This window comes from Mycolicibacter acidiphilus (assembly GCF_018455725.1).
GTDB classification, from domain to species: domain Bacteria; phylum Actinomycetota; class Actinomycetes; order Mycobacteriales; family Mycobacteriaceae; genus Mycobacterium; species Mycobacterium acidiphilum.
In genome coordinates, this window is record NZ_JAHCLR010000045.1 from 1 (window position 1) to 23,482 (window position 23,482).

The 23,482-nt window shown below is 68.9% G+C and carries 21 protein-coding genes and 1 riboswitch; of the genes, 13 read left to right on the forward strand and 8 right to left on the reverse strand.

What is annotated here, in order from left to right; all coding sequences use genetic code 11:
- Positions 1-191: 191 nt before the first annotated feature.
- Positions 192-2,102 (reverse strand): YecA family protein, encoded by a 1,911-nt coding sequence (locus tag KIH27_RS17970; RefSeq protein WP_214094335.1) that lies wholly within the window; start codon positions 2,100-2,102, stop codon positions 192-194.
- Positions 2,103-2,338: 236 nt separating this feature from the next.
- Between KIH27_RS17970 and KIH27_RS17975 the strand changes: the two genes are divergently transcribed.
- Positions 2,339-3,193, forward strand: a complete 855-nt coding sequence (locus KIH27_RS17975; protein WP_307856929.1) for a hypothetical protein — start codon at positions 2,339-2,341, stop codon at positions 3,191-3,193.
- A gap of 34 nt (positions 3,194-3,227) precedes the next feature.
- Here KIH27_RS17975 and KIH27_RS17980 read toward each other — a convergent pair whose 3' ends face one another.
- Positions 3,228-3,713 carry a DUF3293 domain-containing protein gene (locus tag KIH27_RS17980; RefSeq protein WP_214094336.1) on the reverse strand — a complete coding sequence of 162 codons (486 nt, stop codon included), beginning with the start codon at positions 3,711-3,713 and terminating at the stop codon, positions 3,228-3,230.
- A gap of 93 nt (positions 3,714-3,806) precedes the next feature.
- Here KIH27_RS17980 and KIH27_RS17985 point away from each other — a divergent pair, with 93 nt between their 5' ends.
- Positions 3,807-4,703: an arginase family protein gene (locus tag KIH27_RS17985; RefSeq protein WP_214094337.1), complete on the forward strand. Its 897-nt coding sequence runs from the start codon at positions 3,807-3,809 to the stop codon at positions 4,701-4,703.
- 7 nt (positions 4,704-4,710) lie between these two features.
- On the opposite strand, the gene KIH27_RS17990 is transcribed toward KIH27_RS17985, so the two are convergent.
- Entirely contained in the window at positions 4,711-5,058 is a 348-nt protein-coding gene (locus KIH27_RS17990) for a hypothetical protein (protein ID WP_214094338.1), read from the reverse strand.
- A gap of 100 nt (positions 5,059-5,158) precedes the next feature.
- On the opposite strand from KIH27_RS17990, the gene KIH27_RS17995 reads away from it, so the two are divergent.
- The 3 genes from KIH27_RS17995 (at position 5,159) to KIH27_RS18005 (ending at position 7,575) form a co-directional block, all read left to right on the forward strand.
- Entirely contained in the window at positions 5,159-6,145 is a 987-nt protein-coding gene (locus KIH27_RS17995; RefSeq protein WP_214094339.1) for a hypothetical protein, read from the forward strand.
- 169 nt (positions 6,146-6,314) lie between these two features.
- The gene (locus KIH27_RS18000) at positions 6,315-7,172 is read left to right on the forward strand and encodes a haloalkane dehalogenase (RefSeq protein ID WP_214094340.1); all 858 of its coding nucleotides are present in this window, start codon (positions 6,315-6,317) and stop codon (positions 7,170-7,172) included.
- Positions 7,173-7,197: 25 nt separating this feature from the next.
- Positions 7,198-7,575: a DoxX family protein gene (locus KIH27_RS18005; RefSeq protein WP_214094341.1), complete on the forward strand. Its 378-nt coding sequence runs from the start codon at positions 7,198-7,200 to the stop codon at positions 7,573-7,575.
- Between the two features lie 4 nt (positions 7,576-7,579).
- Here KIH27_RS18005 and KIH27_RS18010 read toward each other — a convergent pair whose 3' ends face one another.
- Positions 7,580-8,431 carry an acyl-CoA thioesterase gene (locus KIH27_RS18010; RefSeq protein ID WP_214094342.1) on the reverse strand — a complete coding sequence of 284 codons (852 nt, stop codon included), beginning with the start codon at positions 8,429-8,431 and terminating at the stop codon, positions 7,580-7,582.
- Positions 8,432-8,495: 64 nt separating this feature from the next.
- Here KIH27_RS18010 and KIH27_RS18015 point away from each other — a divergent pair, with 64 nt between their 5' ends.
- The 3 genes from KIH27_RS18015 to KIH27_RS18025 all read left to right on the forward strand — a co-directional run bounded on the left by KIH27_RS18015 (position 8,496) and on the right by KIH27_RS18025 (position 11,344).
- A complete protein-coding gene (locus tag KIH27_RS18015) occupies positions 8,496-9,977 on the forward strand; it encodes a protein adenylyltransferase SelO (protein ID WP_214094343.1) in 1,482 nt (493 codons plus the stop codon).
- 175 nt (positions 9,978-10,152) lie between these two features.
- Positions 10,153-10,362 carry a hypothetical protein gene (locus KIH27_RS18020; protein WP_214094364.1) on the forward strand — a complete coding sequence of 70 codons (210 nt, stop codon included), beginning with the start codon at positions 10,153-10,155 and terminating at the stop codon, positions 10,360-10,362.
- A gap of 94 nt (positions 10,363-10,456) precedes the next feature.
- A complete protein-coding gene (locus KIH27_RS18025; protein WP_214094344.1) occupies positions 10,457-11,344 on the forward strand; it encodes a VldE C-terminal domain-containing protein in 888 nt (295 codons plus the stop codon).
- Here the strand turns inward: KIH27_RS18025 and KIH27_RS18030 are convergent.
- Entirely contained in the window at positions 11,341-14,685 is a 3,345-nt protein-coding gene (locus KIH27_RS18030; RefSeq protein ID WP_307856930.1) for a TM0106 family RecB-like putative nuclease, read from the reverse strand. The genes KIH27_RS18025 and KIH27_RS18030 overlap by 4 nt on opposite strands.
- Complete coding sequence (locus tag KIH27_RS22685; protein ID WP_250150337.1) at positions 14,678-14,923, reverse strand: hypothetical protein; 246 nt, start codon at positions 14,921-14,923, stop codon at positions 14,678-14,680. The genes KIH27_RS18030 and KIH27_RS22685 overlap by 8 nt, the downstream gene beginning before the upstream one ends.
- A gap of 150 nt (positions 14,924-15,073) precedes the next feature.
- On the opposite strand from KIH27_RS22685, the gene KIH27_RS18035 reads away from it, so the two are divergent.
- Positions 15,074-16,039 carry a hypothetical protein gene (locus tag KIH27_RS18035; RefSeq protein ID WP_214094346.1) on the forward strand — a complete coding sequence of 322 codons (966 nt, stop codon included), beginning with the start codon at positions 15,074-15,076 and terminating at the stop codon, positions 16,037-16,039.
- 132 nt (positions 16,040-16,171) lie between these two features.
- Here the strand turns inward: KIH27_RS18035 and KIH27_RS18040 are convergent, their stop codons facing one another.
- The gene (locus KIH27_RS18040) at positions 16,172-17,239 is read right to left on the reverse strand and encodes a metallophosphoesterase (RefSeq protein ID WP_214094347.1); all 1,068 of its coding nucleotides are present in this window, start codon (positions 17,237-17,239) and stop codon (positions 16,172-16,174) included.
- Between the two features lie 92 nt (positions 17,240-17,331).
- Here KIH27_RS18040 and KIH27_RS18045 point away from each other — a divergent pair, with 92 nt between their 5' ends.
- The 4 genes from KIH27_RS18045 (at position 17,332) to KIH27_RS18060 (ending at position 21,978) form a co-directional block, all read left to right on the forward strand.
- Entirely contained in the window at positions 17,332-18,351 is a 1,020-nt protein-coding gene (locus tag KIH27_RS18045; RefSeq protein ID WP_214094348.1) for a hypothetical protein, read from the forward strand.
- A gap of 43 nt (positions 18,352-18,394) precedes the next feature.
- Positions 18,395-18,507: riboswitch (SAM riboswitch) on the forward strand.
- Between the two features lie 32 nt (positions 18,508-18,539).
- Complete coding sequence (locus tag KIH27_RS18050; RefSeq protein WP_214094349.1) at positions 18,540-19,784, forward strand: ADP-ribosylglycohydrolase family protein; 1,245 nt, start codon at positions 18,540-18,542, stop codon at positions 19,782-19,784.
- Entirely contained in the window at positions 19,781-20,293 is a 513-nt protein-coding gene (locus tag KIH27_RS18055; RefSeq protein WP_250150338.1) for a hypothetical protein, read from the forward strand. Before KIH27_RS18050 ends, KIH27_RS18055 begins: the two co-directional genes overlap by 4 nt.
- A 5-nt stretch (positions 20,294-20,298) precedes the next feature.
- Positions 20,299-21,978 carry an NERD domain-containing protein gene (locus tag KIH27_RS18060; protein ID WP_372451414.1) on the forward strand — a complete coding sequence of 560 codons (1,680 nt, stop codon included), beginning with the start codon at positions 20,299-20,301 and terminating at the stop codon, positions 21,976-21,978.
- Here the strand turns inward: KIH27_RS18060 and KIH27_RS18065 are convergent.
- Positions 21,952-23,400: an ADP-ribosylglycohydrolase family protein gene (locus KIH27_RS18065; protein WP_214094351.1), complete on the reverse strand. Its 1,449-nt coding sequence runs from the start codon at positions 23,398-23,400 to the stop codon at positions 21,952-21,954. The two genes, KIH27_RS18060 and KIH27_RS18065, sit on opposite strands and share 27 nt — an antisense overlap.
- Positions 23,401-23,482: the final 82 nt, after the last annotated feature.

Consider the following 23,482-nt stretch of genomic DNA (forward strand, 5'->3'; position numbering starts at 1 on the left):
AGCCACCGCGCTGGGTGCGTCGCCGTATGTGTTCCTCGGCCCAGCCGACTACGTCTCGCACGAGGGGGAGAAGCCGATGGCGATCACCTGGCGGCTGTACCAGCCGATGCCGGCGGAGGTGTTCCAGGCGTCGAGCGTGGCGGTGGCGTAGCGAGCTGACCGGGCTGGTGCCCGGATGCTGATCGCGCCGGTCAGCGCAGGCGCTGTGCCCCGTCGCTGAGCTGCGCCACCAACTCCACCGGATCAGCGCCGTACTTCAGCAGGGCGGCCAGCGGATCACGCTGCTGCGCCGAGATCGGCTGCAGGGCGAAGAACTGCAGCTCCGCCCCGTCGGATACCACCCGGGCGCAGATCAGCTGCCCGCACTGGAATGGAAGATCGGTCATCCGCCTGCCCACCTCGTGATGCTCACCGGTTGACACATCACGCACGGTGACTCCCCGGCCGGCATGCACCTGCTCGACCTCGAACACCGCGCGCTGCACCAGCGACCACTGCATCGCCAGCTCCCATTCGTCGTCGGGCAGCAATGAGCCGCGCACCCTGAAGAACTCGTCGAATCCGCCGCCCTCGAACAACACCGCGTCGATCACCAGCGGATCGGCCAGGGCGGCGTTGAACGCGTCATCGTCGTCGATGATGGTGGACCGGCACCGCTCCCAGGCGACCTCGTGGCGCAGATCGGTGAAGTCGCCGAACAGCACGTACTGAATCGCCTTGTGGTACAGCCACCCCACCCGGTCAGGCAGCGGCAGCCCGTTGGTCCGCAGGTGACACCGCTTGTGCTTGCGGTCGGAACCGCACCAGCACGGCGCGTTGCGACCGACGTCGGTTCGCGGCGCGACACGGTGGCGCTGCAACAGGTAGGCCAGTGGATGATCCGGCCCGGCCCCGGCGTGGTGCAGCAGGGCCAGACCGGTCTCGACGTCACCGCGGTCGGAGGCGATGCGGGCCAGATCGAGCAGCGGCAGCGGATAGGTGCCGTCGATGGCCTGCGCGGCGAGTAGCTCGCGCTCGAATCCGTCCATGTCGCCCTCGCGTTCCATTGCCACCGCCCGCAGCCACCGGCAGGCCGCCCGGATCGACAGCGATGCCGTCGGCTCCACCGTGTCGGCGAGCAGACGCAGCCCACCGGCACTGAACCGACCGTGGCGCAGCGTCTCGATCGCCAGTAGTTCGGTGATCCTGGGGTCGATCAGTGCCGCGCCGGCCTGCTCGACAGCCTCATCGGACTCCACCTCGGGCGTTTGTTCACGCAGGCTGCGCAGCGTCATCCGGTGATACAGCTCCAGCAGTCCGGCCAAGGTGACGGCATCGTCGTTATCGAGGTGGTGCCGGAGTGCGAGCTCACTGCACCGCTGTTCGAAAACCCAACGGGCGAAGTCGAAATCGGGTGGTGCCAGCTGTGCGCCGTGCTGCAGCAGTCCCTGATCGGCGACGAGCTCCGACAGCGGCGCCGCAGGTTCGACGAAGAGCGTCGCATCCGCCGCGCACAGCGTCCACGCCAGCGTGTCGGCGAACTCCGGCCGATCACCGAGCAGCATGGAAAGCCGGGCACCCGCCGTGCTCGGCGCCACCGTGCTGACCCGTTCGACCACCAGTCCCGCGGCGCCCAATCGCACACCGACCAGATCCCCTGCGGCGACCCCGAGCGCCTCGAACGTGCCGACGGCCAGCACGAGTGCACCTCCCGCATCGACGAACGCCGCGGGTACGTCCAACTGGTCTAGCAGCCGATGATCGTCGCGGGTGACCAGGCGGATCGTCGAACCGTCGGCCAGTTGTTGATAGGACGAGTAGTCGCAGAGCGCTGCAATCGGATCGAGGTCGCGACTGATGGTGAGCAGGTCGAAACTCACCTCCTCCTCGGTTACCCGACGGGTGAAGATTCGACCGGCCAGCACGGCCGGCAGCCACACCCAGCGTCCGTCGACCAATTGCCCGGTGGGGACATCGATTCCGAGCCGTAAGCGCCGGATGATGCGAGCGGGGTCTGCCGAGTCGGCGTCGCGGGCGTGCTGGGCGATGGCGTCCTCGTCCAGCGGGCCGTGCTCGGTGAGGATCTCGCTCAGCAGTCGGCAGGGATCGGGCGAGTCAGTCATGGCCGGGAGGTTAGGGCGGTGGCGATCCGGGTGCACTTCACCGTATCGGCAGGCTGTGGGAAAGGCCGGGCGGTGAACCTGCGCTGATAGCGCATGTGACATCAAGTTCTGGCAGACCCACATGGTGCGGAGACGGTGCCGCTGTCGCTGGTGAGGCGGCCGTGGAACGGGGAGGCCACCTGCAACAACCAAAAACTGAATGGCCCGGCCGACATGGTTGTGTAACCCTGGATCGGGTGGACGAGGAACCGGAGTTGTACGTCGTCAACTTCTTCGACAGTGACGCTGCCGCCGACTACCGGCGCCAGGTCGAGCAGCACCGCGCCGTGTCCCGACAGCGCTATCACGACTACCTGGCCGCGACCTTCGACATGCACGGCTACGACGATCCGAACACGCTGGCCGACGTCGCCCTCGATGCGCTGACCGAGTGGCGCGATGTCGACGACGGCCAGCGCTGCCCGTGTTCGTGCCATCCACGCTTACCCGAGAGCGACTTTCACGACTACGGATTCGGCTGCACCTGCGCGAAAACCACTGAGGATCGGCGCCGTTTCTGGGACCGGTGGCGCAGTGAACTCGACGCATTCTGGCAGTCGCCGGAGGGGCAGCAGATCCGCGCCGCCGAGCACGCCGACGAGGAAGAACTACAGGCGTGGCTGGCCGCGCAGCAGGGTGTCACCGTGCGCAGTCACGGCGGCCTGGCCCCGGAGCAGTGGCGCGGCGAAATCGACGGGCACTCCTTCTACTTCCGGGAGCGTCACGGCGAGTGGCGCATCGAACTCGACCTCGCGCCGTCCGGTCACTTCGCCACCGCAGTCACCGGTGTCGATGAGAACGGCGAGATGCGCTGTGAGCCTCGGGAACTCGACGCCGGAGAGGTGATCGCCGAAGGCGTCGCCGGCGCTGACGGGTACGGCACGACGCCGGTCGAACGGGCCCGGTTCATCGTGGACACCGTGCGCACCCACCTGGGGCAGCAGACCTGCACCGTGCACACCGCGGACCTCTCCGCACTGGCGACGCTGCTCGGTGGTGACGTGCAGTGGTGCCCGAACTGCGGTCGCCGACTGAGTGCCGGCCGGGCGTAACCGCCCTGGAACTGGCCCCGGGGCCCGCAGTCCGTCAGTGCGACTCCCACCGCCAGCCGCGACGGGTCTGCCGATTACTCGCGCACGCCAGCAGTGTCCAGTGCGGGCCGGCCCAGGCGAAGATCGCCACCTGACCGAACTTCCGGCCCAGGTCGCGGGCGTCGTCGTCGTCCAGCCCGAACACCGCTCGGCTCTCCTCCCGGTGGGTGTCATCGAGAGCGACGCCGACCGCCCGGAGCGATTCGAGGCGGTGCTCCCGCAGGTGGTGGTCCAGCACCGCCAGTCGTGCCTGACTGTCAGGGCTGTTCGGGTCGCCGTCGGGCTGGACCGCGGTGATCACATGCAGAGACTCCAAACGTGGCTCTTGATCGCCGATCTCATCGACTTCGAGCGGATGCAAGGTGCCGTATCCGTCGAACTCGACTTTGGTGTTCAGGTAATGCTCCCACGGGAACGGTTCGGCGGCCAGACCGGCGAGAACGGCGTCGGAGGCCCACTCGAAATCGGTGAATTCGCGCACCGCCACAGTCAATCAGGTGCCGTCGACGGTTCGGGAGACTTGTCGGTGGGGCGCGAGATACTGCAGACGGCACCTAGCAAGGGGGGACCGCCAATGAAACTTTTCTACGGGCCCGACTACGTCTCGTCCGACCACGATTTCGACACCACCCGCAAAGCCGGTTGGATCGCGGACTCGCTGCGGTTGCGTCCCATCCCCGGGGCCGCCGTGACGACACCCGAGCCGCTGACGGATGCCCAACTGCTGCTGGCGCACACTCCTGACTACGTTGCCGCCGTGCGGACCGGGAGTCCGGGCGCGCTGGCCGAGTCGCAGGGATTCGAGTGGAATCCGCACGCCTGGACCTCAGCGGTGGCCTCCAACGGTGGGGTGCTGGCGGCGGCCCGTGCCGCGCTGACCGACGGCGTGTCCGGGTCGCTGTCCTCGGGGCTGCACCACGCCAAGTCCGGTCGCGGCGAAGGCTTCTGCACGTTCAACGGGCTCGTGGTCGCCGCCAAAACGCTGCTGACCGAAGGCGCGGTTTCCTCGGTGCTCATCGTGGACCTCGACGCGCACTGCGGCGGGGGGACTGCGCAGATGATCGCCGACGAGCCGCGCATCGTGCAGGTCGACGTATCGGTGGATCCCTACGACAGCTACGACAGCACACCCAATTCGACGCTGCGGGAGGTGTTTTCGGCGGGGGATTATCTTCCGGCGGTCCGGGCGGCGCTGCCCGCGGGCGCGTCGTTCGACCTGTGCCTGTACAACGCCGGGATGGATCCGCATGAGCGGTGCGCGATCGGCGGCCTGGACGGGGTCGACGCCGACCTGCTCGGACGACGCGATCGGCTGATCTTCGAGTGGTGCCGCGCGCGGGGCATCCCGGTCGCGTTCGTGCTGGCCGGCGGTTACACCGGATCCCGGCTGGATCAAAACGAACTCGTCAACCTGCACCGGATGACGATCTCCGAAGCGGCCCGATCAACTGCTCGACAGTCGGTGGCGTAGTGCTCGATCAGGCCGGCGCGGCCCCACCCCGGCCATCGATCACGGACTGAATCAGCTCGACGATGCGCTGCTGTCCGGCGGCGGTGAGGTCGAACTTGGCGCGCATCTCCGTGAAGCCGTCGGTCATGTCCTGCCGCATGTCAATCATGTCCTGCCGCAGGGCGTTGAAGCTGGCGACGGTGGCGCGCCGGAAGTCGCGGAGGTCGTCGCGGACCTCGGTGACGTCACGGTCGGCGGCCCCGGCCAGCACCCGAGCCGCCGCAGCGTCCCGCCTGGTTGAACTGACCTGGCCGGTCAGGTCGTGCACCTGCGCCTCCAGTGCGGAGACGCGGGCTTCGAGATCGTCCGACGGCATGCCCGGCAGCCTACGCCGACTCCCCAGCTGAGGAAGTCGGTGATGGCCGGTTTGTGGATAGCGAGCGGACATGTCGTACCCCGCTCGTAGCGTCACCGCCATGAACACCCTGCCGAGTTCGACGATGCGGATCGCGGTGGGCGCCGTGGCGGCGGTGCTGCTCGCCCTGGCGGCCGGATCGATCGGGTGGGCCGTCACGATCGGTGTTGTGGCCGCGCTGTCGTTTGCCGGGTTCGCACTACTGCCGCGGCTCGCCCGGCGACGGGCCATCGCGGCTCGGGACCGTGACGCGCTGCGGGAACGTGCCGACCGGCAGAACCGCTGGGCGCTGCGCGGCGACAGCCGGGGTCTCTACGGTCCCGATGGCGCGGAGTTGATGCGCCGCATCGCCGAACCGATCCCGGGGAAGCCGGCCGTGGACACCGACGCAGACGTGCAGGTGGCCGCGGTCGCCTACACACCCGAGGATCTGGCCACGCTGTTGGCCGACCGGCCGGCCTGCTGGCGCTACGCGGTGTTCGCGTCGGTGCTGGTGCAACGCCGGGCAGCGCTGCAACCCCGGCTGCGTGATCAGGAACTCGGCTACGCCCCGCCGAGCGGCGGACGCCTTCGTGTCGGGTTCGAACTCGGGCGCTACCTGTACGACCTCCTGGAGCAGATGCTCGCGCTGGTGGAACAGGCCGAGGTGTTGATGCTCAGCCCGGGGTTCACCCGGATGTTCGGGGACCCCCGCGACGAAGACACCGCGGACGCCGACGCTATCGTGCACGCGGCGAACCGGTTAATGGATCTGCACGAGCGGATCCTGGGCCTGGCCGAAAAATGTCGCGGCGTGAACGCCCCGATCGAACACGCCGACGTCGTCCGCGATTGCGCCCGGGTCCTGGACGCCCCGCTGGAGGGCTACCGCCGGTTCGTCGACGAGTTCGTCTCGCGGGTCGGCGAAATGGCCGAGATGCTGCCCCATGCGCGCGGCACCATCGAGCTGGACCCGGTCATGCTCGCGGTCGACGACAGCGGCGTGCTGATCGAGAAGGCCTGCGCCGGGCTCACGAAGCTGTCGGCCGGTGCTCGGCGAACCCGCTGAGGCAGTCCGTCGGCTCCACTGATAGCGCATACGCCATCAACTTCTAGAAGATCCGCATCCTCCGACAGCGGTACCGGTGCGACGGGCGAGGCAGTTGGGGCCCGATGCGTCGACCCGGCTGGCAGAAAGCCCTCGCTCCGACCGCCGGCACAGCGGATGATGGAACCCGATGCCCATCACCTTCACCCCCGACCCGGCCCTCTACCCGTTCACCTCCCGCTGGTTCGACAGCACCCGTGGACGGATGCACTACGTCGATGAGGGCACCGGCCCGCCGCTGCTGATGTGCCACGGCAACCCCACCTGGAGTTTCCTGTACCGCAACATCATCACCGCGCTGCGCGACCGCTTCCGCTGCATCGCCGTCGACCACCTCGGGTTTGGACTCTCCGAACGCCCAACGGGTTTCGGCTACACCGCCACCGAACACGTCGCCGTCCTCGGCGAGCTCATCGACCACCTGGAACTCGACGGCTACCTGAGCTTTGGTCAGGACTGGGGTGGGCCGATCAGCCTCGGCGCCGCCGTCGACCGACCCGACCGGGTCGCCGGGGCGATCCTCGGCAACACCTGGTTCTGGCCGGCCGACACCGTGTCGATGAAGGCATTCAGCATGGTGATGTCCAGCCCACCACTGCAGTACGCGATAACCCGGCACAACTTCTTCGTCAACCGGCTCATCCCGTCGGCCACCGCCCACAAGCTCAGCCCGCAGGTGATGGCCCACTACCGCGACGTGCAACCCACCCCGCAGGACCGAGTCGGAGTTGCCCAGCTGCCCAAGGAGATCCGCGCCGCCCACCCGCTACTGGCACGCCTCGCAACGGAAGTCCCCGACAAACTCGGTGACAAGAAAACGCTGATCGTCTGGGGCATGCACGACCCGGCGTTTCGGCCGTGGATGCTCAAACGGGTCCGCGCCGCATTCGCCGACCAGGTGTACGTCGCGCTGCCGCACGCCAGCCACTTCATTCAGGAGGACGCGCCCGACGAGATCGCCGCGGCGATCACCGAACGCTTCGGCTGATGCGATCGTCTCGTACGGTTACCCCATGACCACCACCCAGCACTCCGCCACGACCCCGGCCCGCCTGCTCGCCGGGATGCTCGCCGGCGTCGGCGCAACGCATTTCGTCTGGCCCAAACCGTTCGACGCGCTGATCCCCGCCGAACTGCCCGGCAACCCAAGGATTTACACCCACGGCTCAGGCCTGGCCGAGGTGGTCACCGCCGGGCTGCTGGCGGCCCCGCGCACCCGCCGGGTCGGAGGGCTGATTGCGGCACTGCTGTTCATCGCGGTGTTCCCCGGCAACCTCAACGCGGTCCGGCTGTACTGGGCCAAGCCGTGGCTGCGGGCGGCGATGATCGCCCGGTTGCCGCTGCAGATCCCGATGATCGTCACCGCGCTGCGGGTCTGGCGGACCGCGTAACGCCTCAGCTGCGACCGAAGTACAACTCCTGGGTTGCGGTGCACACCAATTGGCCCGCCCGGTTGTACATGGTCGCCGTCGCCAGCCCGCGACCGCCGACACCACTGGGCGAAACCTGATCGGAGAGCACCCAATCCGACAGGTCAACCGGCCGCTGAAACCACAGCGCATGGTCGATCAGCGCGTTGAAGGTGCTGATCGGGGTGGCCCGGCGCATCACCAGCGCCGCCTCCACCATCGTCGTCCCGGTCAGATAGGTCAGCAGGCAACTGGCCAGCACCGCGTCACCGTCCACCGGCCCGGCGGGCTTCCACCACAGCCGGGTCCGCTCCGGCGGCTCGGGCAGATCCACCGCGGCCCGCGGCGGGGCGTCGATGTAGCGCAGGTCGAACGGGCGCGGCTGCACCCAGTGGCCGTCGAACTCGTCGGCGTAGCCCGCCAACTGCTGCTGCATCGACGGCAGCGTCTCCGGGCTGGGAACCTCCGGCAGCGTCTGCTGGTAGTCGGGGGCGTCGACCGGCGCGGTGAACGAGGCCAGTGTCTCCAGCAGGATCTCGCCGTCCTGGCGGGCGGTGACCTGCCGGGTCGACAGTGTGCCGCCGTCACGGATCGCCTCCACGTGCAGCTCGACGGGGTGACGGGCATCCCCGGCCCGCACGTAGTAGGTGTGCACGCTGTGCGGCACCCGGCCCGGGACGGTGCGGCTGGCGGCCATCAGAGCCTGACCGGCGATGTGCCCGCCGACGATGTGATGGCGCGGATTGTTCAGCTGGGTGGCGACGAAACGGTGCTCGGCGACCGGCTCGACGTTCAGCGTTGCGATGACGTCGGCCAGCGACGGGTAATGGTGGGCCACTCGCTCATGATGCCGGGAGCGACGGGCTCGGTGCCGCGTCGCCCCGGTCCGTAACCTGGAACGGGTGAGCGCCGCATCCGCTGGAATCGTCACCCTCGACAGCTGCTTCGCCCGGGACCTGCCCGAGCTTTCGGTGCCGTGGCAGGCCGAAACCCCACCCGACCCGAAGCTGCTGATCCTCAACGAACCGCTGGCCGCCGAGCTGGGGCTGGACGCCGCCTGGCTGAAAACCGCCGACGGCATCGGGCTGCTGACCGGCACCAACGTGCCGGCCGGTGCCACCCCCGTCGCGCAGGCCTACGCCGGGCACCAGTTCGGCAACTACGTCCCGACGCTCGGCGACGGCCGCGCGCTCCTGCTCGGCGAACTCGAAGACGCCCTGGGCAATCCGCGCGACCTGCACCTCAAGGGCGCCGGCCGTACCCCGTTCGCCCGTGGCGGCGACGGCCTGGCGGTCGTCGGGCCGATGCTGCGCGAATACCTGATCAGCGAGGCCCTGCACGCGCTGAACATCCCCACCACTCGCTCCCTCGCGGTGGTGGCCACCGGTCGCGACGTGCACCGCGAAACCCGGCTGCCCGGTGCGGTGCTCACCCGCGTCGCCGCCAGCCATCTGCGCGTCGGCAGCTTCCAGTACGCCGCCGCCCAGGCCCGCGCCACCGGCGACCTGGGGCTGCTGCGCCGGTTGGCCGATCACGCCATCAACCGGCACTACCCGAGCGCCGAGCACGCCAAGAACCGCTACCTGGCGCTGTTCGAGGCCGTCGCGCGCGCCCAGGCCGCGCTGGTCGCCGAATGGATGCTGGTCGGATTCATCCACGGAGTGATGAACACCGACAACACCACGATCTCCGGGGAGACCATCGACTACGGGCCATGCGCGTTCCTGGAGGCCTACGACCCGGCCACCGTGTACAGCTCGATCGACCACGCCGGGCGCTACTCCTACGGCAACCAGCCGCTGGTCGCGCAGTGGAACCTGGCCCGGTTCGCCGAGACGCTGCTGCCGCTGTTCGCCGACGACGAGGAGCAGGCGCTGACCGCGGCGGTGAACGCCATGGAGCAGTTCCTGCCGCAATACCACACCGAGTGGTCGCTGGGCATGCGCGCCAAGTTCGGGCTCTCCGCCGACGCCGATGCGTTGGGAGTGGCCGCGCTGATCGACCAGGCGCTGGCGCTGCTCACCGAGAACCGGGTCGACTACACGTCGTTCTTCCGTCGGCTGGCTGCCGCCGGCCGCGGCGACGACGGGCCCGTGCGGGCGCTGTTCGCCGAGTCCGCCGACCTACTCGACGGCTGGCTGACACAGTGGCAGGCCCGGACTCCTGACGTCGACGGCATGGACCGGGTCAACCCGGTCTACATTCCGCGCAATCACCTCGTCGAAGAAGCCCTGGCCGCGGCCACCGGCGGCGACCTGGCCCTGCTGCACCGGCTGCTCGACGTGCTGGCCGACCCGTACCGGGAGCGCGACGGGCTGGAACGCTACGCGGCGCCGGCACCGCCGGAGTTCGGGGCACGGTTCCAGACGTTCTGCGGGACGTAGGGCCTCACCGGCGGTCCCGCCGGGCGCAGTTATGCCCAGCGGTCGCGTAAATCAGTCCAGTACCGGTGCGACACGCCCCGGCGCATCGTCGTGCGGTTGACGGCCCGCCGAAATTATGCTGTGGTGCAGATCACGTTGAAATGTCAATGTGACTTACTCCATAAGGAGATCTGCGATGGCCGGGTTGAGCGACGGACTGTTCGAGCCGGCCCTGCCGGTGCGTCGATCCCAGGCGGCAGGTGTCCCCGCGATGACGTATCTGCTGTGTCTACTTGCGGTGTTGGCGCTCGGCGCCGTGGTCACCGCTGCGGCGCTGGGGCAGTCGACAGTCGCATTGTGCACCGCACTGCTGTCCGGAGCCTTCTTCGCCGGCCGCCTCTGCTGAGGGCTTGTTCCGGGGCGCCGGTAGTGCCCGACTCACGGGTGTGACCGTTATCTGTTTGTGACAATCGCCCCCGCTGGTCGCTATGGTGTCCTGCGTGCCTGGACACGGACCGACCGGTCGGCGCCTGACGCCGACACTGCTGACGGTGGCCCTGCTGACCTCGACGACGATCTTCGCGGCTGCCGAGGCGGGCGCCGAGCCCGACAACCCGCAGGCTGCACCTGCCCCCGCTGCGGATGCACCGCCTCCGCCGCCGGAGGAGGCCGCGCCGTGGGGGTGGGCACCGCCGCCTCCGCCGGAAGAGCCCGCGGAGTGGGCGCTGGCCGCACCACCGCCCCCGCCGCCGGAAGAACTGCCGCCACCGCCTCCTGAAGACGCCCCGCCGCCGCCCGAGGGCTTCGGGCCGCCGCCGGAGGAGCCCCCGGCACCCGAGCCGGCCGGCTGGCTGTGGGCCCTGCCGGCGCCCGAGGCGCAGCTCCTGACCGCCGATGTGGCGAACGAGCGCGGGATGCAGGTCAAGACGATCCTGGTGGCCCGCAGCATCAGTGCCGCGTTCCCCCAGATCAACAGCATGATCGGGGTTCGGCCAGACGGGCAGCGCTGGCACCCCAGCGGCCTGGCGGTCGACATCATGATCCCCAACTCCGGCAGTTCGGAGGGGATTGCGCTCGGCGACCAGATCGTCGCCTACGCGATGCGCAATGCCGACCGGTTCGCCCTGCAGGACGCCATCTGGCGCGGTAAGTACTACACACCCGGTGGCGGTGCTCGCGGCGGCTACGGCCACTACGACCATGTGCACATCACCACCTTCGGCGGTGGACATCCGCATGGCGACGAGCAGTACCTGCGCGCCGACGAGGACACCGCGGCTCAGCCGGCGCCGCCTCCGGAGGCGGCACCGTTCGTCGAGGACGCGCCGCCGCCTCCGCCGGACGACGCTCCGCAGCCCCCGCCGCCGTGGTGGGAGCAGCGACCCTAAACCGGTTCGGCGGCCTGGCTCAGCGCGTACTCCACGACCGCGTTGAGCGTGGCGATCAATCGCATATCGTCGATGTCGCGGGCGCGGGTGTCGAGCAGTGCATCGGTGCAGACCAGGTACGCCAGGCAGCGGGCGCGACTGATCGCCACGTTGATCCGGTTGCGGGAGAACAGGAAGTCCACGCCGCGCGGCATGTCCTCGCCGGTGGAGGTCGTCATCGAGAAGAACACGACCGCCGCCTCGCGGCCCTGGAACTTGTCGACGGTGCCGACCGGGACACCGCGGGTTGCGGCGTCGGCATCGAGGCGTGCCCGAAGGGTGCGCACCTGATCGTTGTAGGGCGCGACCACCATGAAATCGTCTGCGGTGAGCGGATTCTCGGCGCCGTCCCCGTTGGTCCACAGGGTGCCGATCAGCTGGCTGATCTCGGCGGCGATCAGATCAGCTTCCTCGGTTGAGGAGGTGCTGTTGCCCGCGTGGCCGGCCTTGATCCACCGCACCCCGGTCCCCAACCGGGTGGTCTGCTGCTCGCAACGTTCGTCGCTGGTCAGCCGGCCGTCGTAGATCTCCTTGGAGATCAGCGCGCACACGTCGGGATGCATGCGGTAGGTCTTGGACAGGAACACCCCGCGATCGGCGGGCATCGTGTCGTCCTCGCCGAGGATGTGCTCCAGTGCGCTGCGGCCACTGTTGTTCGGATGGCTGGCCTGCGTGACCTGGGCCAACTGCAGCGGATCGCCCAGCAGCACAACGCTCTTCGCCGCACCGGATGCGGCCAGCGCGTCGGCCAGTGAGAACTGGCCGGCCTCGTCGATCAGCAGCACGTCGACGGGGGCATCGCGCATGGCTTCCGAGCAGAACAGCCAGGCGGTGCCGCCGATCAGGTTGTAGTCGCCCTGCGCGCACGGCTTGTTGTCGTCTTGGTAGTCGATGCCGGGGATGCGGTGGGTGGAACCCTTGCGCGGCTTGCGGACCGCACGGAGCGCCGCCGTGCAGTTCTTCTCGGCGAAAACCTTCAGCACTCCCTCGACGACGTTGTCGATGGCGTGGTGCGTCGTCGCGGTGACCCCGACCCGCTTGCCCGCTAAGACCAATGTGTGAATGAGATGCGCTGCGCTGTAGGTCTTTCCCGCCCCGGGCGGGCCCTGGATCGCGGCGTAGCTGTGATCCAGGTTGAGCACCCAGCGCATCATGTCGTCGAGATCGTCGGTGAACCTGCCACTGGTCGGGCCGCCACCGTTGGTGAACTGTGGCTTTGCGCGATCCAGCAGCGCCATGGCCGCCGGGTTGACGTCGGCACCGGCGAGCACCTGGTCGGCAAACGCGGAGAGTGCCTTGGCTTTCCACTTCGTCGGGGCCCAATCGTTGCGGACCACCCGACTCGGCAGCGTGTCCGCCTCCTGCGTCGTGGCATTCCACACCAGGTCGATCGTGTGCCCGCGGCGGTCGAAGTCCCGAACGCTGGGCCCCAGCAGTTTTCCGTCCGAGCCGGAGAACCAGACGCTCTCGTCGTCCTGGCCGAAATCGCCGCATTCCTGGGGCGAGAAACCGAACCGTAGCGCGGGATGTTTTTCCCTGCCCTGCTTTTCGATACGCTCGACGAATCGAAGCTCGTCGAGGGCGTCCGGGTCATCGAACAGAATGGCCGACTCATCGATCAGTCGGGCTTTCGTCCGCTCCCGGTAGACCCGCCATTCCCGCAGCCAGTACCCGAGGAGGTCACCGAGCAGATGCTGCGGGGTACCTGGGGCGAACCGCTGCAGTTCGGTGATCCGCTCATCGAATTCCGGCCGGCCGGGCTCTGGCTCGAAAACCGCATCCCGCCACGTCGATTCGGGGTGGCGGTGCGCCACCAGCCAGTCCCGCAGCGCCCGCGTCGCCCGCACGTCGTCCTCGTTGTACGCGGCGATGGCATCGAGATCGGCCTGGTCATGATCCTTGATGTAGTCCTCGTAGCGCAGCACCGCGCCGGCGCCCCGGTCGATGGCGTGGCTGCGCTCGAAGTCGGTGAGCCGCTCCAGCGATTTCAACCCGTATGACTCCGTACCGACCTGGATGCTGTTGCGCGCCACCAGCAGCAGATCCACGAACAAACCGGTCTCGACCAACTCGGTCAGCACGTTCTGCGCGACGCCGCGCTCCTCGGTGAGCGTGACCAGCGACGATCGCTCGGTGTGGTTGTAGTGGTAGACGTGCATGTCGGGGAACCGCTCCCGGCGCTGTTCCAGGTAGCCGATCAACGCCTTGACGGCCGCCGTTTCCTCATCGGTGTTGTGCGCCCACCATTTCCGGTAGCCCCATTGCCCGGCGTCGTCGCGCTCGAGCAGTCCGAACAGGAAGAACAGACCCGCGTCGGCCCGCCAGAACGGGTGCCCCTCGAAGTCGAGGAAGACATCTCCGTCGTCGGGAAGCGGCAATTCGTCGAAACCGCGACCCCACGTCGGATCTGCGCCGGGTTCGATAACAGTGAACGGCGGTGGTTCGCCCTCGGGCCGGCCTACGGCCTGAATCTGCAGCGCGGCCTGCCCGGCCAACCGGTCCTGCCGCACCGCCCGCAGCCCCGGCACTGGCGTCCGCTGCGCGGCTAAGGCGGCCATGGTGGTCACCCCGGCGTCCTCCAGCACCGTCGTCTCCGGCCGGCGGATACCGGCAATCAGGCTGAGCGCACCCTCGTCATGCCACTGCTTGTCGCAGACCGGACGGAACTCGCAGAAGTCACAGTGCGGGTTCGGCCGCGGCACCGTGCCGACGTGCGGGCCGGCTGCCAGCGTCGCCGCCAACTGACTGCGCAGCCGACGCCAGTACGGGCTGAACTCGGCGACGCGCAGCGTCTCGCGCTTCCCCGACCCCAACCACAGGTGCATGTGCTTGGGGCGCCTGCCGGTGAGTTCCTCGATCGCCTCGGCGTAGAAACACAGTTGCAGCACATGGCCGGGCTTACCCGCGGCGCGAGCGAGCTTGGCGTCCACCGGCTCGTAGGACCCGTCATCGGTGCGCTCCAGGAAATCGGCGATGCCGCGCACGCCGTTGTGAATGAACGGCATCTGGTAGATGACGTCGTGCTTGCCGGTCAGCGGGTTGCCGACCCGAGCCACCCAGGATTCGAACGTCGAACCGTTGGGGGGCTCGACCTTCAGGATCGATTTGCCGCGAGCCCGGTATTCCTCCAGGCACTGCTCTTCGTGTTCTGATCCCTTGGCTGCGAGCAGCTTTGCGAACTCGCCGAACGTCGATTCCGGCTGATCGCGGGCGCCGCTCTCAACCTGGTGGCGCAGCGTCAGGTAGTGCGCGCAGTCCAGCCACGCGGTGATCTTCGACGGCGTCAGCAGATGCTCAGTCACCGGGCACTCCGGGTTCGTTGTCGTGGCGGTGGTAGAACGGCGGCGGGTACGCCGGCTCGTACGGTGCGCACACCCCGTGCGCCGGATCGTAGAAACCGCCCGAGCAGGACTGGTCGTAACCGGGTTGCGGATCGGCCGGCAGATAGGGCTGACAGATCTCATGCACCGGGTCGTAGTACCCGCTGCCGCCGCACGGCGCCAACGGGATCAGGATGCCGGTCAGCAGCACGTCGATCATGGTGAAACCTCCCAACCGTCGAACCTGAACCGGATCATAAAGGCGGACACCGACAGATTCGGGCGATCAGCGCGTCCGCTGTCGGCCGGTGCTGTCGGTGGGAGAGTGCATACTCCGGAGCACCGGAGTTCGACGAGGAAGCGGGTGCTCATGACCGATGTCGGTCTGCAGTTGATCGAAAGCCTGTATCAGCAGTTGATGATCGACGAGGAATGGTCGGTACGTCGGGAGCGCGGCTTCACCTGGTGGTCCTACCGGCTGGCGCAGCACGTCGAGGTCGGACCGCCGACCTGGTCGATCGACCGTCATGTCTGTCCGGTGCGGATCTGGACCGAGGTGCTCCGCGACGTCGATCCGGGCACCGACCCGGCGCGTGTCCTGGGGACGATCAACATGCAGGCCACGCTCAACGCCCTGGTGTGGGACCCGCAGACCGCGATGATCAGCGAACACTGCGCGACGAATATCCACGACGAGATCTTCGGCTGGATGAGCAAGGTGTTGGCGACGGCGATGGTACTGCAGAACACCTCGGCGCACGGGCGGGCGGACGGACTGGCCGCGCTGTGCGGTGGCGTCCCGGCTACGTCGGATCACCCGTCCAGCGGTGAGCGGCCCGACATGGACGAGATGCTCGGGGTGCCGGCGAATGTGGTCGCTCGCGAGGGGGCGGCCCCGTCTCGGTTCGCCGGACCTCAGATGGCGCACATGCAGAAGTTCCTCGCCCACATGGGGCTGCCCGGGTCGGCGGATACGGCCGGGGTGACCTTCGAGGTCCCGTTCACCGCCGACCGCCCGGAGACCGCGCTGGTGCAACTGTTCAGCGACGTCGCGCATCCCGAGGCGGGCAGTGGACTGTTCACGCTGACCCTGCTGCCGGTGCGGGTGGAACCGGACCAGATGGCTGCACTGGCGAATGAGCTCAACGCCGCTGAGGCACAGGGGGAGTCGCAGACGCCGCTGCTCGGCGCCTGGTGCCCGGACCCGAATTCCGAGACGACGCTGGCGTTCTGCAGCTTCGTGCCGAACCTGCTGTCGCGGCTGATGCTGGTGGAGAACGTCATCGCGTATGCGGCCAGCCGGGTGCGGTTCGCCACCGAACGGGTGACGGGCTGACACCGAACGGGTGACGGGCTGACGCCGAACCCTCAGTTGGTAACAACTGCCCCAGCCATCACCGGTCCGGGGTATGTGTCGTTGTGCCCGCCTTCGCGCGACAACGGGTGTTAGGTGAGGCGGGCGAGGGCGTCAGGTCGCGGGTTGTCGCGCCGAGGCGGGCACAACGGATGCCCCGGCCCAGACGGCGTCAACCTTCACGTAGTGCTCCGGGTCGATGATCGACTCCCCGGACCACCGGTAGGCGTTGAGCGCGCCGCCCTCCGCCGCGCCTTTGCCGACGCTGAAGTCCACGCACGCGGTGTAGTCGGTGTAGTCCTGGCCCGCCTGGGGATTGCCCTTTCGCCAGTAGTGGCCGAAGAACACCGGGACCGGACCGGTGTAGGTGTAGCCCCGGTCGGATTCGGAAACCGGAATCTCCGGCAGGGCTGGGTACCGAGCACCGTCTACGGTTTTGTAGCCGGCGCTCATTTCGGCCACCCCACGCAACGTCGCCGCCTCGGCGTCCCACCAGCGCATGCGGGCGTCCTCCCGCTCGGCGCCGTCCTTGTCCAGGTACCGCGGCTGGCCGTACTTCTCTTGGGTCAGGTTGATTTCCGGCCCCTTCAGCAGAATCTCCACCGCCTCGTAGACCGAATCGCCCTCCCGGGTGGCCCGCACCAGCGCGTCGTCCGTCGCTAGCCGATCACCGGGCAGTTCCGCCCGCAGCACGTCGATCGATTTCTGATGCCAGCAGGCGTGCACGACTCGAAGCGCCTTGAGGTCGAGCCACAGCGGCTGGGTGCGAAACCAGTCCAGGTACTCCCGCTGCTGGGCATCGGTGAGCTGCCGGACGAACTCCGCATGCTGCTTCTCGTTCTTCTTCGACCGCTCGTCGTCCGGATCATCGTGTACACGAAGGGATTTCCCCGGATTCTCCGGGTCCTCGGTGTGGTAGGCCAGCGCGTTGAACTCGTGGTTGCCCAGCACCATCAGCGCGCTGCCGACATCGACCATGCCCCGCACGATCTTCAGCACCTCAAGCTGCTGCGGCCCGCGGTCGATCAGATCCCCGACGAAGACCGCCGTCCGACCCGGGTGCCGGTAGACGCCGTACCCATCTGGGCGGTAGTCCATCAACTCCAGCAGTGCCGTCAGTTCGTCGGCGCACCCGTGGATGTCGCCGATGATGTCGTAACCGTCAACTGTGTTCTGTGGCAAGGTGGCCTCCTCGTGTCGGGAACACCCCCATCATGTCGAACCCCACCGACAAGTCGAACGGCATGTCGGTCGCCTATGCCACGATGCGACGCATGACCACCACCGACTGGTTCAGCGACCTGATGGGATTCCACGAGGACGGCTATGAGACCACCCGCGGCCGCCTCACCGTGAACGGCGACCGGTTGGCCTCCACTGTCAACGGCCAGAGTTACGGCATCGGCGAGCTGACCCTGCCGACCCTGACCAACCTGCGGGGCCGGGTGAATCCGGCTGGCGGGCAACGCACCACGGTGACCTGCCGGGCTGGGGACGCCCGCGCGCTGCACGGTGAAGCCGAACTGGCCGGTGCGCTGTTTCAGGTCGCTTCGCAGTTCAACCTGCTGGAGATGGTCGGCCCGGACGTCACCCCCGAGCGCGGTGTCACCGGTTACGCCTACGACCACACCCAGGGGCCGGCCTGCGCGATGGCCGCCGGTGCCGCGACCATCTACCGCAACTACTGTGCGCCCGTCGGGGACCAAATCGGCCAGACCCGAGACCGGCAACTCAATGCGCTGGCACCGCTGGGGGAGGCGCTGTCGGAGCGGTTGGGCCGCCCGGCCGAAGCGCTGTGGCAGATGCGTAACGGCTACGCGCTGTGCACCGTCGACGGGCTGACCGCGATCACCGGCCTGCTCGCCACGGCCGACGACACGCTGCGCGACGACCTGCGCGGCACTCTCGCGATCGGGCTGCACCGCAACGTGCAGGTTACCGACATCATCGATGCCCCAACGCAATTCGTCTCGCAGGCGTTCTGCTCGGCGATGCCGGTCGCCTACTCGGACCTGCCGGGCAGAGACTGGGAACCGTTCGCCCGGTTGGTCCTCGAAGCCGCCTACGAGGCGACGCTGCTGGCCGCCGCCGAACAGGCGAGCGTCGGCGGGTCGAACATCGTGCTGCTCACTCGCCTCGGCGGTGGAGCGTTCGGCAACGGCGCGTCCTGGATCGACGGCGCCATCCGCCGGGCGCTGACGGTGGTGGAGCACGCCGGGCTGGACGTGCGCCTCGTCGACTACGGGCACGTCAACCCGTCCTCGCAAGCCATCGCCGACGAGTGGGGTCGATAAGGCCTCTCGACGGTGTCGGCGGCTTCCGGTAGCATCGGCTCTGCTTCACGAGACACCGTCGCCAAGCTCCGACTTGACGGTGCGCCAACCCCACGCTCGTGGGTGGCTCGGATGACGAAGCGGCCGACACCGCCCGGTGTCTGGCAAGAGCGCCTCCGGCGGGAGGCCCGGCCTTCGGGAGCACAACAATGCGCACTGACGTCATCACCAAACTCACCACCGCCCAACGGGATCGGGCTTGCGGCGCACTGCTCGGACTGGCGGCCGCCGACACGCAGGAGACCGGACGGTGGTCTGACCACACCGCGACGGCCGTCGCGGTCGCGGAGATCGCCGCCACCGGCGCCAAGCTGCACGACAGCGCCCAGCATGAGCGCATCGCCCAGCGCTGGCACTGGTGGGCCCAGACCGTCAAAGGCGAAGCACTCCAGCATGTCTCGCTGGCCGCCAGTGTCCCGGTGGCACTGGCGTACCTCCACGACGAGGCCAGGCTGGCCGCAGCAGCCCGCGCGATCGCCGGCCTGATCGACGACGACCCGGCCACCGGCGACGCCTGGGCGCTGTGGGCGGACGCCGTCCGACACGCCGTGCTGACCGGAGAGTTCAACATCCGTGTCGGGACAGCACAGCTGGATCAACACCAGGGGGCGCTGTGGGCGGCGCGGTTCGCCGAGGCCGAACACACCCCGCCGTCGGCGTTCGATCACTCGAGTGCGATCGGCGCAGTGCAGGGCGCCTGGTCCGCGATCGCCCGAGTCTCGGCACCGGCGGACCGGTATCCGCTGTTTCCGGCCGATCACCTGCGGCTGGTGCTGGAGGCCGGCGCAGGTGCGGCGGCCGGTGGGCTGCTCGGCGCGGTCCACGGGGCGTCGGCGGTGCCGTTCGATCAGCGGCTGGCGTTGCACGGCTGGCCGGGCCTGCGCTCCCGCGATGTGATCGGGTTGGCGGAGCGCATCGTCGGTGACGGCGACCGGGTCTCGTACTTCCGCACCGAAGACCAGCCGTACCCGAACCGTCATCCGCACGACGACGGGGTCTTCATCGGCGGGGTCGGTCCGCTGGCCCGACCGAGCCAGTACGTGCCCGATGACGTCGACGCGATCGTGTCGCTGTGCCCGATCGTCGGCAGTTGGATACCCGCCGGCACCATTCACCTCGACGTGCGCCTGGCCGAGGACGAGAACCCCAACCTCGATTTCGTGCTGCTCGACACCGTGCGCGCCGTCGAGCACCTGCGCGGCATCGGGCGCACGGTGTTCCTGCACGGCCTGCACGGCCACAGTCGCACCCCGGCCGTCGCCGCGCTGTACGGCGCACGCCGAGCGGGGATCGGAATCGGGCGGGCGCTGCGCGACGTGGGACTGGTGCTGCCGGGCGCCGACCCGAGTGCGGAGTTCCAGGCGGCGCTGCACCGGATCGCGGGGGCGGTGTGATCGGGGCGGGCGGCCCGCGCAAACCGTCGACGCGCTGGTCGGATCACGGCCGGGGCAGCTGGGGCCCGTACTGGGATGCGATGTTCCCACCGGCGATGGTGACCGGCTGGATCAACTGGAAGCGCGGGTCGACCGGGGTGAACGTCGCCCGTTCGCTGTGGGAGCAGCGCGAGTATCTACGCCGGACGTATGAGTCGGTGTACGGCATCGACCCGGGACGGTGGCCATCGCAGCACCCCGGCGTGGTGTTGGGGGGTGGGCATGCGGCGTGCCTGCGCTGCGGATATTTCGAACCCGGCGGCAACTCGCCGCCGTGGGCGCTGGACCTCGCGCGGCGACACGAGACGACGGACGGTGACTTCCTCGGCCACCGGCGCCAGCGCGTGCCGGACGACCTCGAGCCGTCCGCCCGGTCGGGGACCGCCGGTCCGCCCCTGCAGGTCGCGGCGCGCTACGCGGGTGGACGGCGGCGTACTCCGCCGGAACGTCGGGGGTCCGTGACACCCTGATGGGCGTGCCCATCACCATTCCCGAGAACCCGCGATTCGCCAACAAGTCCGAGAAGCAGGTCTGGCAGGTGCTGGTGGACCAACTGGCCGACGACGATCTCATCTTCGTCGGCCAGCGGGTCACCGATCACAGCAAAGACCACGAGATCGACTTCGTCGTCGCGATCGAGGGCGCCGGCATCGCTTGCATCGAGGTCAAGGGCGGGGAGGTCTGGTACGACGGCGGGTGGCGGCAGAACCGGGGCGGCAGGAAGGTGTCCATCGACCCGATCCGGCAGGTCAGGCAAGCCCGCTACGCGTTGCGCGACTTCATCGAGAGCGACCCACGCTGGACGGTGCCGCGGCCACGGTGGGAGCACTTCGTGGTGTTGCCGCACACGGCGCTCTCCCCGGAGTTCGCGTTACCGGACTGCCCGCGCTGGATGGTGGGCGACCGGGACGATCTGCCGCAGTTGGTGTCGCGGCTGCGCTACGCGCTGATCCGCCACGAAGGTGAGCTGCCGCTGCTGGATCGCACCGCCATCGAGCAGTTGCGCACCGCGCTCGGTGGGCGCGGCCTGCCGCAGCGCGACGTGGTGGCGCGTGCCCTGTCCAACGACAACGCAGCCGACACCCTGACCGAGCAGCAAGCGGTGATCCTGGAGGCGATCCGGCTGCTCAACCGGGTTCAGGTCCGCGGCAGCGCCGGCAGCGGCAAGACTTTCCTGGCGATGGAGCAGGCCCGCCGGTTGGCCGATGACGGTAAACGTGTTGCGCTGCTGTGCTATTCGCACGGACTGGCGTCCTATCTGAAGCGGATCGCCGCGACCTGGCCGCGGCGGCAGCAGCCCGCCTACGTCGGTGAGTTCCACTCGCTCGGGGTGAGCTGGGGTGCTTCGGAGCGGCCCGACGAGGCCGAGCGCTCCGCGGAGAGCGGGCGGTTCTGGGAGGAGGTGCTGCCCGCGCAGATGGCGGAACTGGCCGCCGGGCTGGACTCGGGGCGCAAGTTCGATGCGATCGTCATCGACGAGGCGCAGGACTTCGCCGACACCTGGTGGGATCCGGTGCTGTTGGCACTGCGCGACGACGAGGACGGCGGGCTGTTCGTGTTCAGCGACGAAGGCCAGCGGGTGTTCGACCGGCAGGGCGCGCCGCCGGTGCCGCTGGTGCCTCTGGTGCTGGACCGCAACCTGCGCAACACTCGCCAGATCGCCACCGCGTTCCAGCCGCTGGTCGACCACCCGATCCGGTTCCTCGGCGCCGACGGCCCGGAGGTGACGTTCGTGCCGTGCCGGGGCGAGGACGCTGTTGAGGTTGGCGACGACCAGGTGGAGAAACTGCTCGACGACGGGTGGCGCCCCGAAGACGTCGCGCTGCTGACCACCGGCAGCCGGCACCCCGAGCAGGTCGCCCGCCAAGCCGAGGGCAACACTGCCTACTGGGACAGCTTCTGGGACGCCGACCAGGTCTTCTACGGGCACGTCCTGGGATTCAAGGGTCTGGAGCGCCGGGCGGTGGTGCTCGTCGTCGACGCCCGCGGACCGATGGAGCGGGCGCGAGAACGCCTGTACGTCGGCCTTTCTCGCGCCCGCGACCAGTTGGTGGTCTGCGGCGACCCGGCCTTCATCGCCGAGGTGGGCGGACCTGACCTGGCGTACAAGCTGGGCCTGCCGGCCGACTCAGCCGACGGGGTGCACCCGGAGTAGTGCCGCCTGGAAGTCGGGATTCGGGTAGGCGTCGTCCAGCACGCCTTCCACGTCGGTCAGCGCCGTGGCGATGCCGATGCCCTGCCGTCGAGCCCCGTACAGGGCGGCCATGGTGGGGGTGCGGCTGTGCGCCTGCACGCAGTGGAAGAACACCGTCCGCCCCTCGGCGCGCAACGCCTCGACGGCCCGCACGGTGTCGAGCAGCACGAAGTCCAGGTTCGGGTTCTCGTCGAGCTGATCGATGAGTCGCACGTCCAACTGCTCGACCCCGGCGGGCAGATACGCGTCGGGCACCCGGCACATCGACACGATCGCGGCGACGTGGCCGGGCAGTGTCGGCAGGGCGTTGACCCCGCCGATCAGCAACCCGGCGTCATGGGGGTGCTCGACGATGATGTCGGCGGCCGGGAACACGGTGTCGGGATAGCCGACCTGTTCGGGCTGCCCGTCGCGAACGATGGTGGTGGCCAACCGGATCAGGTCGCGACTGGCCAGTCCCGGCCAACCGTGCAGGATGCGCCGCCAGTGCCACGGCACCGCCGAAGCGCCGTAGACCGCACCCAGCAGTGCGGCGGCGATCGCCGCCACCGTGTCGGTATCCCCGCCGCCGTGCACCGCCGCCTCCAGCGCCAACCGCAGATGATCGGCCCGGAACACCCCGCGTTCGGGCTGATCGGCGGGCGCCGGTGCGGCGGTGATGGCCGACCAGGCACCCTGCAGCGCCGCGACCGCCCAGCCGTTGTTGTGGGCGAACGCCGCCGGCTCACTGCCTTCCGCTTCGGCTATGCGCTGCTCCCACAGCGCACGCCGCTCAACGGGGATGTGTGGCAAGCCGATCCGCACGTCGAGCTCCCCGGTGTTGATCGCGTGCCGAATCGCGGTGCACCACAGTACGCAGGCGTCACCGGCTTCCGGATCGAAGTGCGTCAGCTCGCCGACCGACCGTGCAGCCTGTGCCAGTGCGTCCTCGTCGTCGAGGTAGGCCAGCGCCACCGGGGCGGTGCGCATCAGCGAACCGTTGCCGGCGGTGCGGCCGGTGCGGCGGTGCAGCTCGGCGGATTCGGTGCGCGCGGTGCGCGCCGACACCTCGTGCTGCTTCGTCGCCGACAGCACCAGGCGGGTCTGCACACCGATGTCCTTCGGGCCGCCGTCGGCCCAGTCCAGCCAGCGCGCCACGATCGCGTCCTGCGCGGCTTCGTCGCGCAGATCCACCCCGGTGGCCGCGACCTCGGCGATCGCGACCGCCATCGAGGTGTCGTCGGTCCATTCGCCGGGGGCGAAACCGCCCAGGCCGCCGCCGATCATCGCGACCGGCCCGGTGAACGGCGGGTCGAACTCGTAACCGGCGCCCAGTGCGTCGCCGGCCGCGGAGGCCAGCAGCGCGCCGCAGGCCCGATCCAGTTGTGCAGAAGTCAGATTCATGGAGAACCCCCTCGCGTTCAGTGGCGATGTCGTGCGAAACTGCCGGAACCGTAACTGCGGGCACCGACAGCTTCCGGTGTGC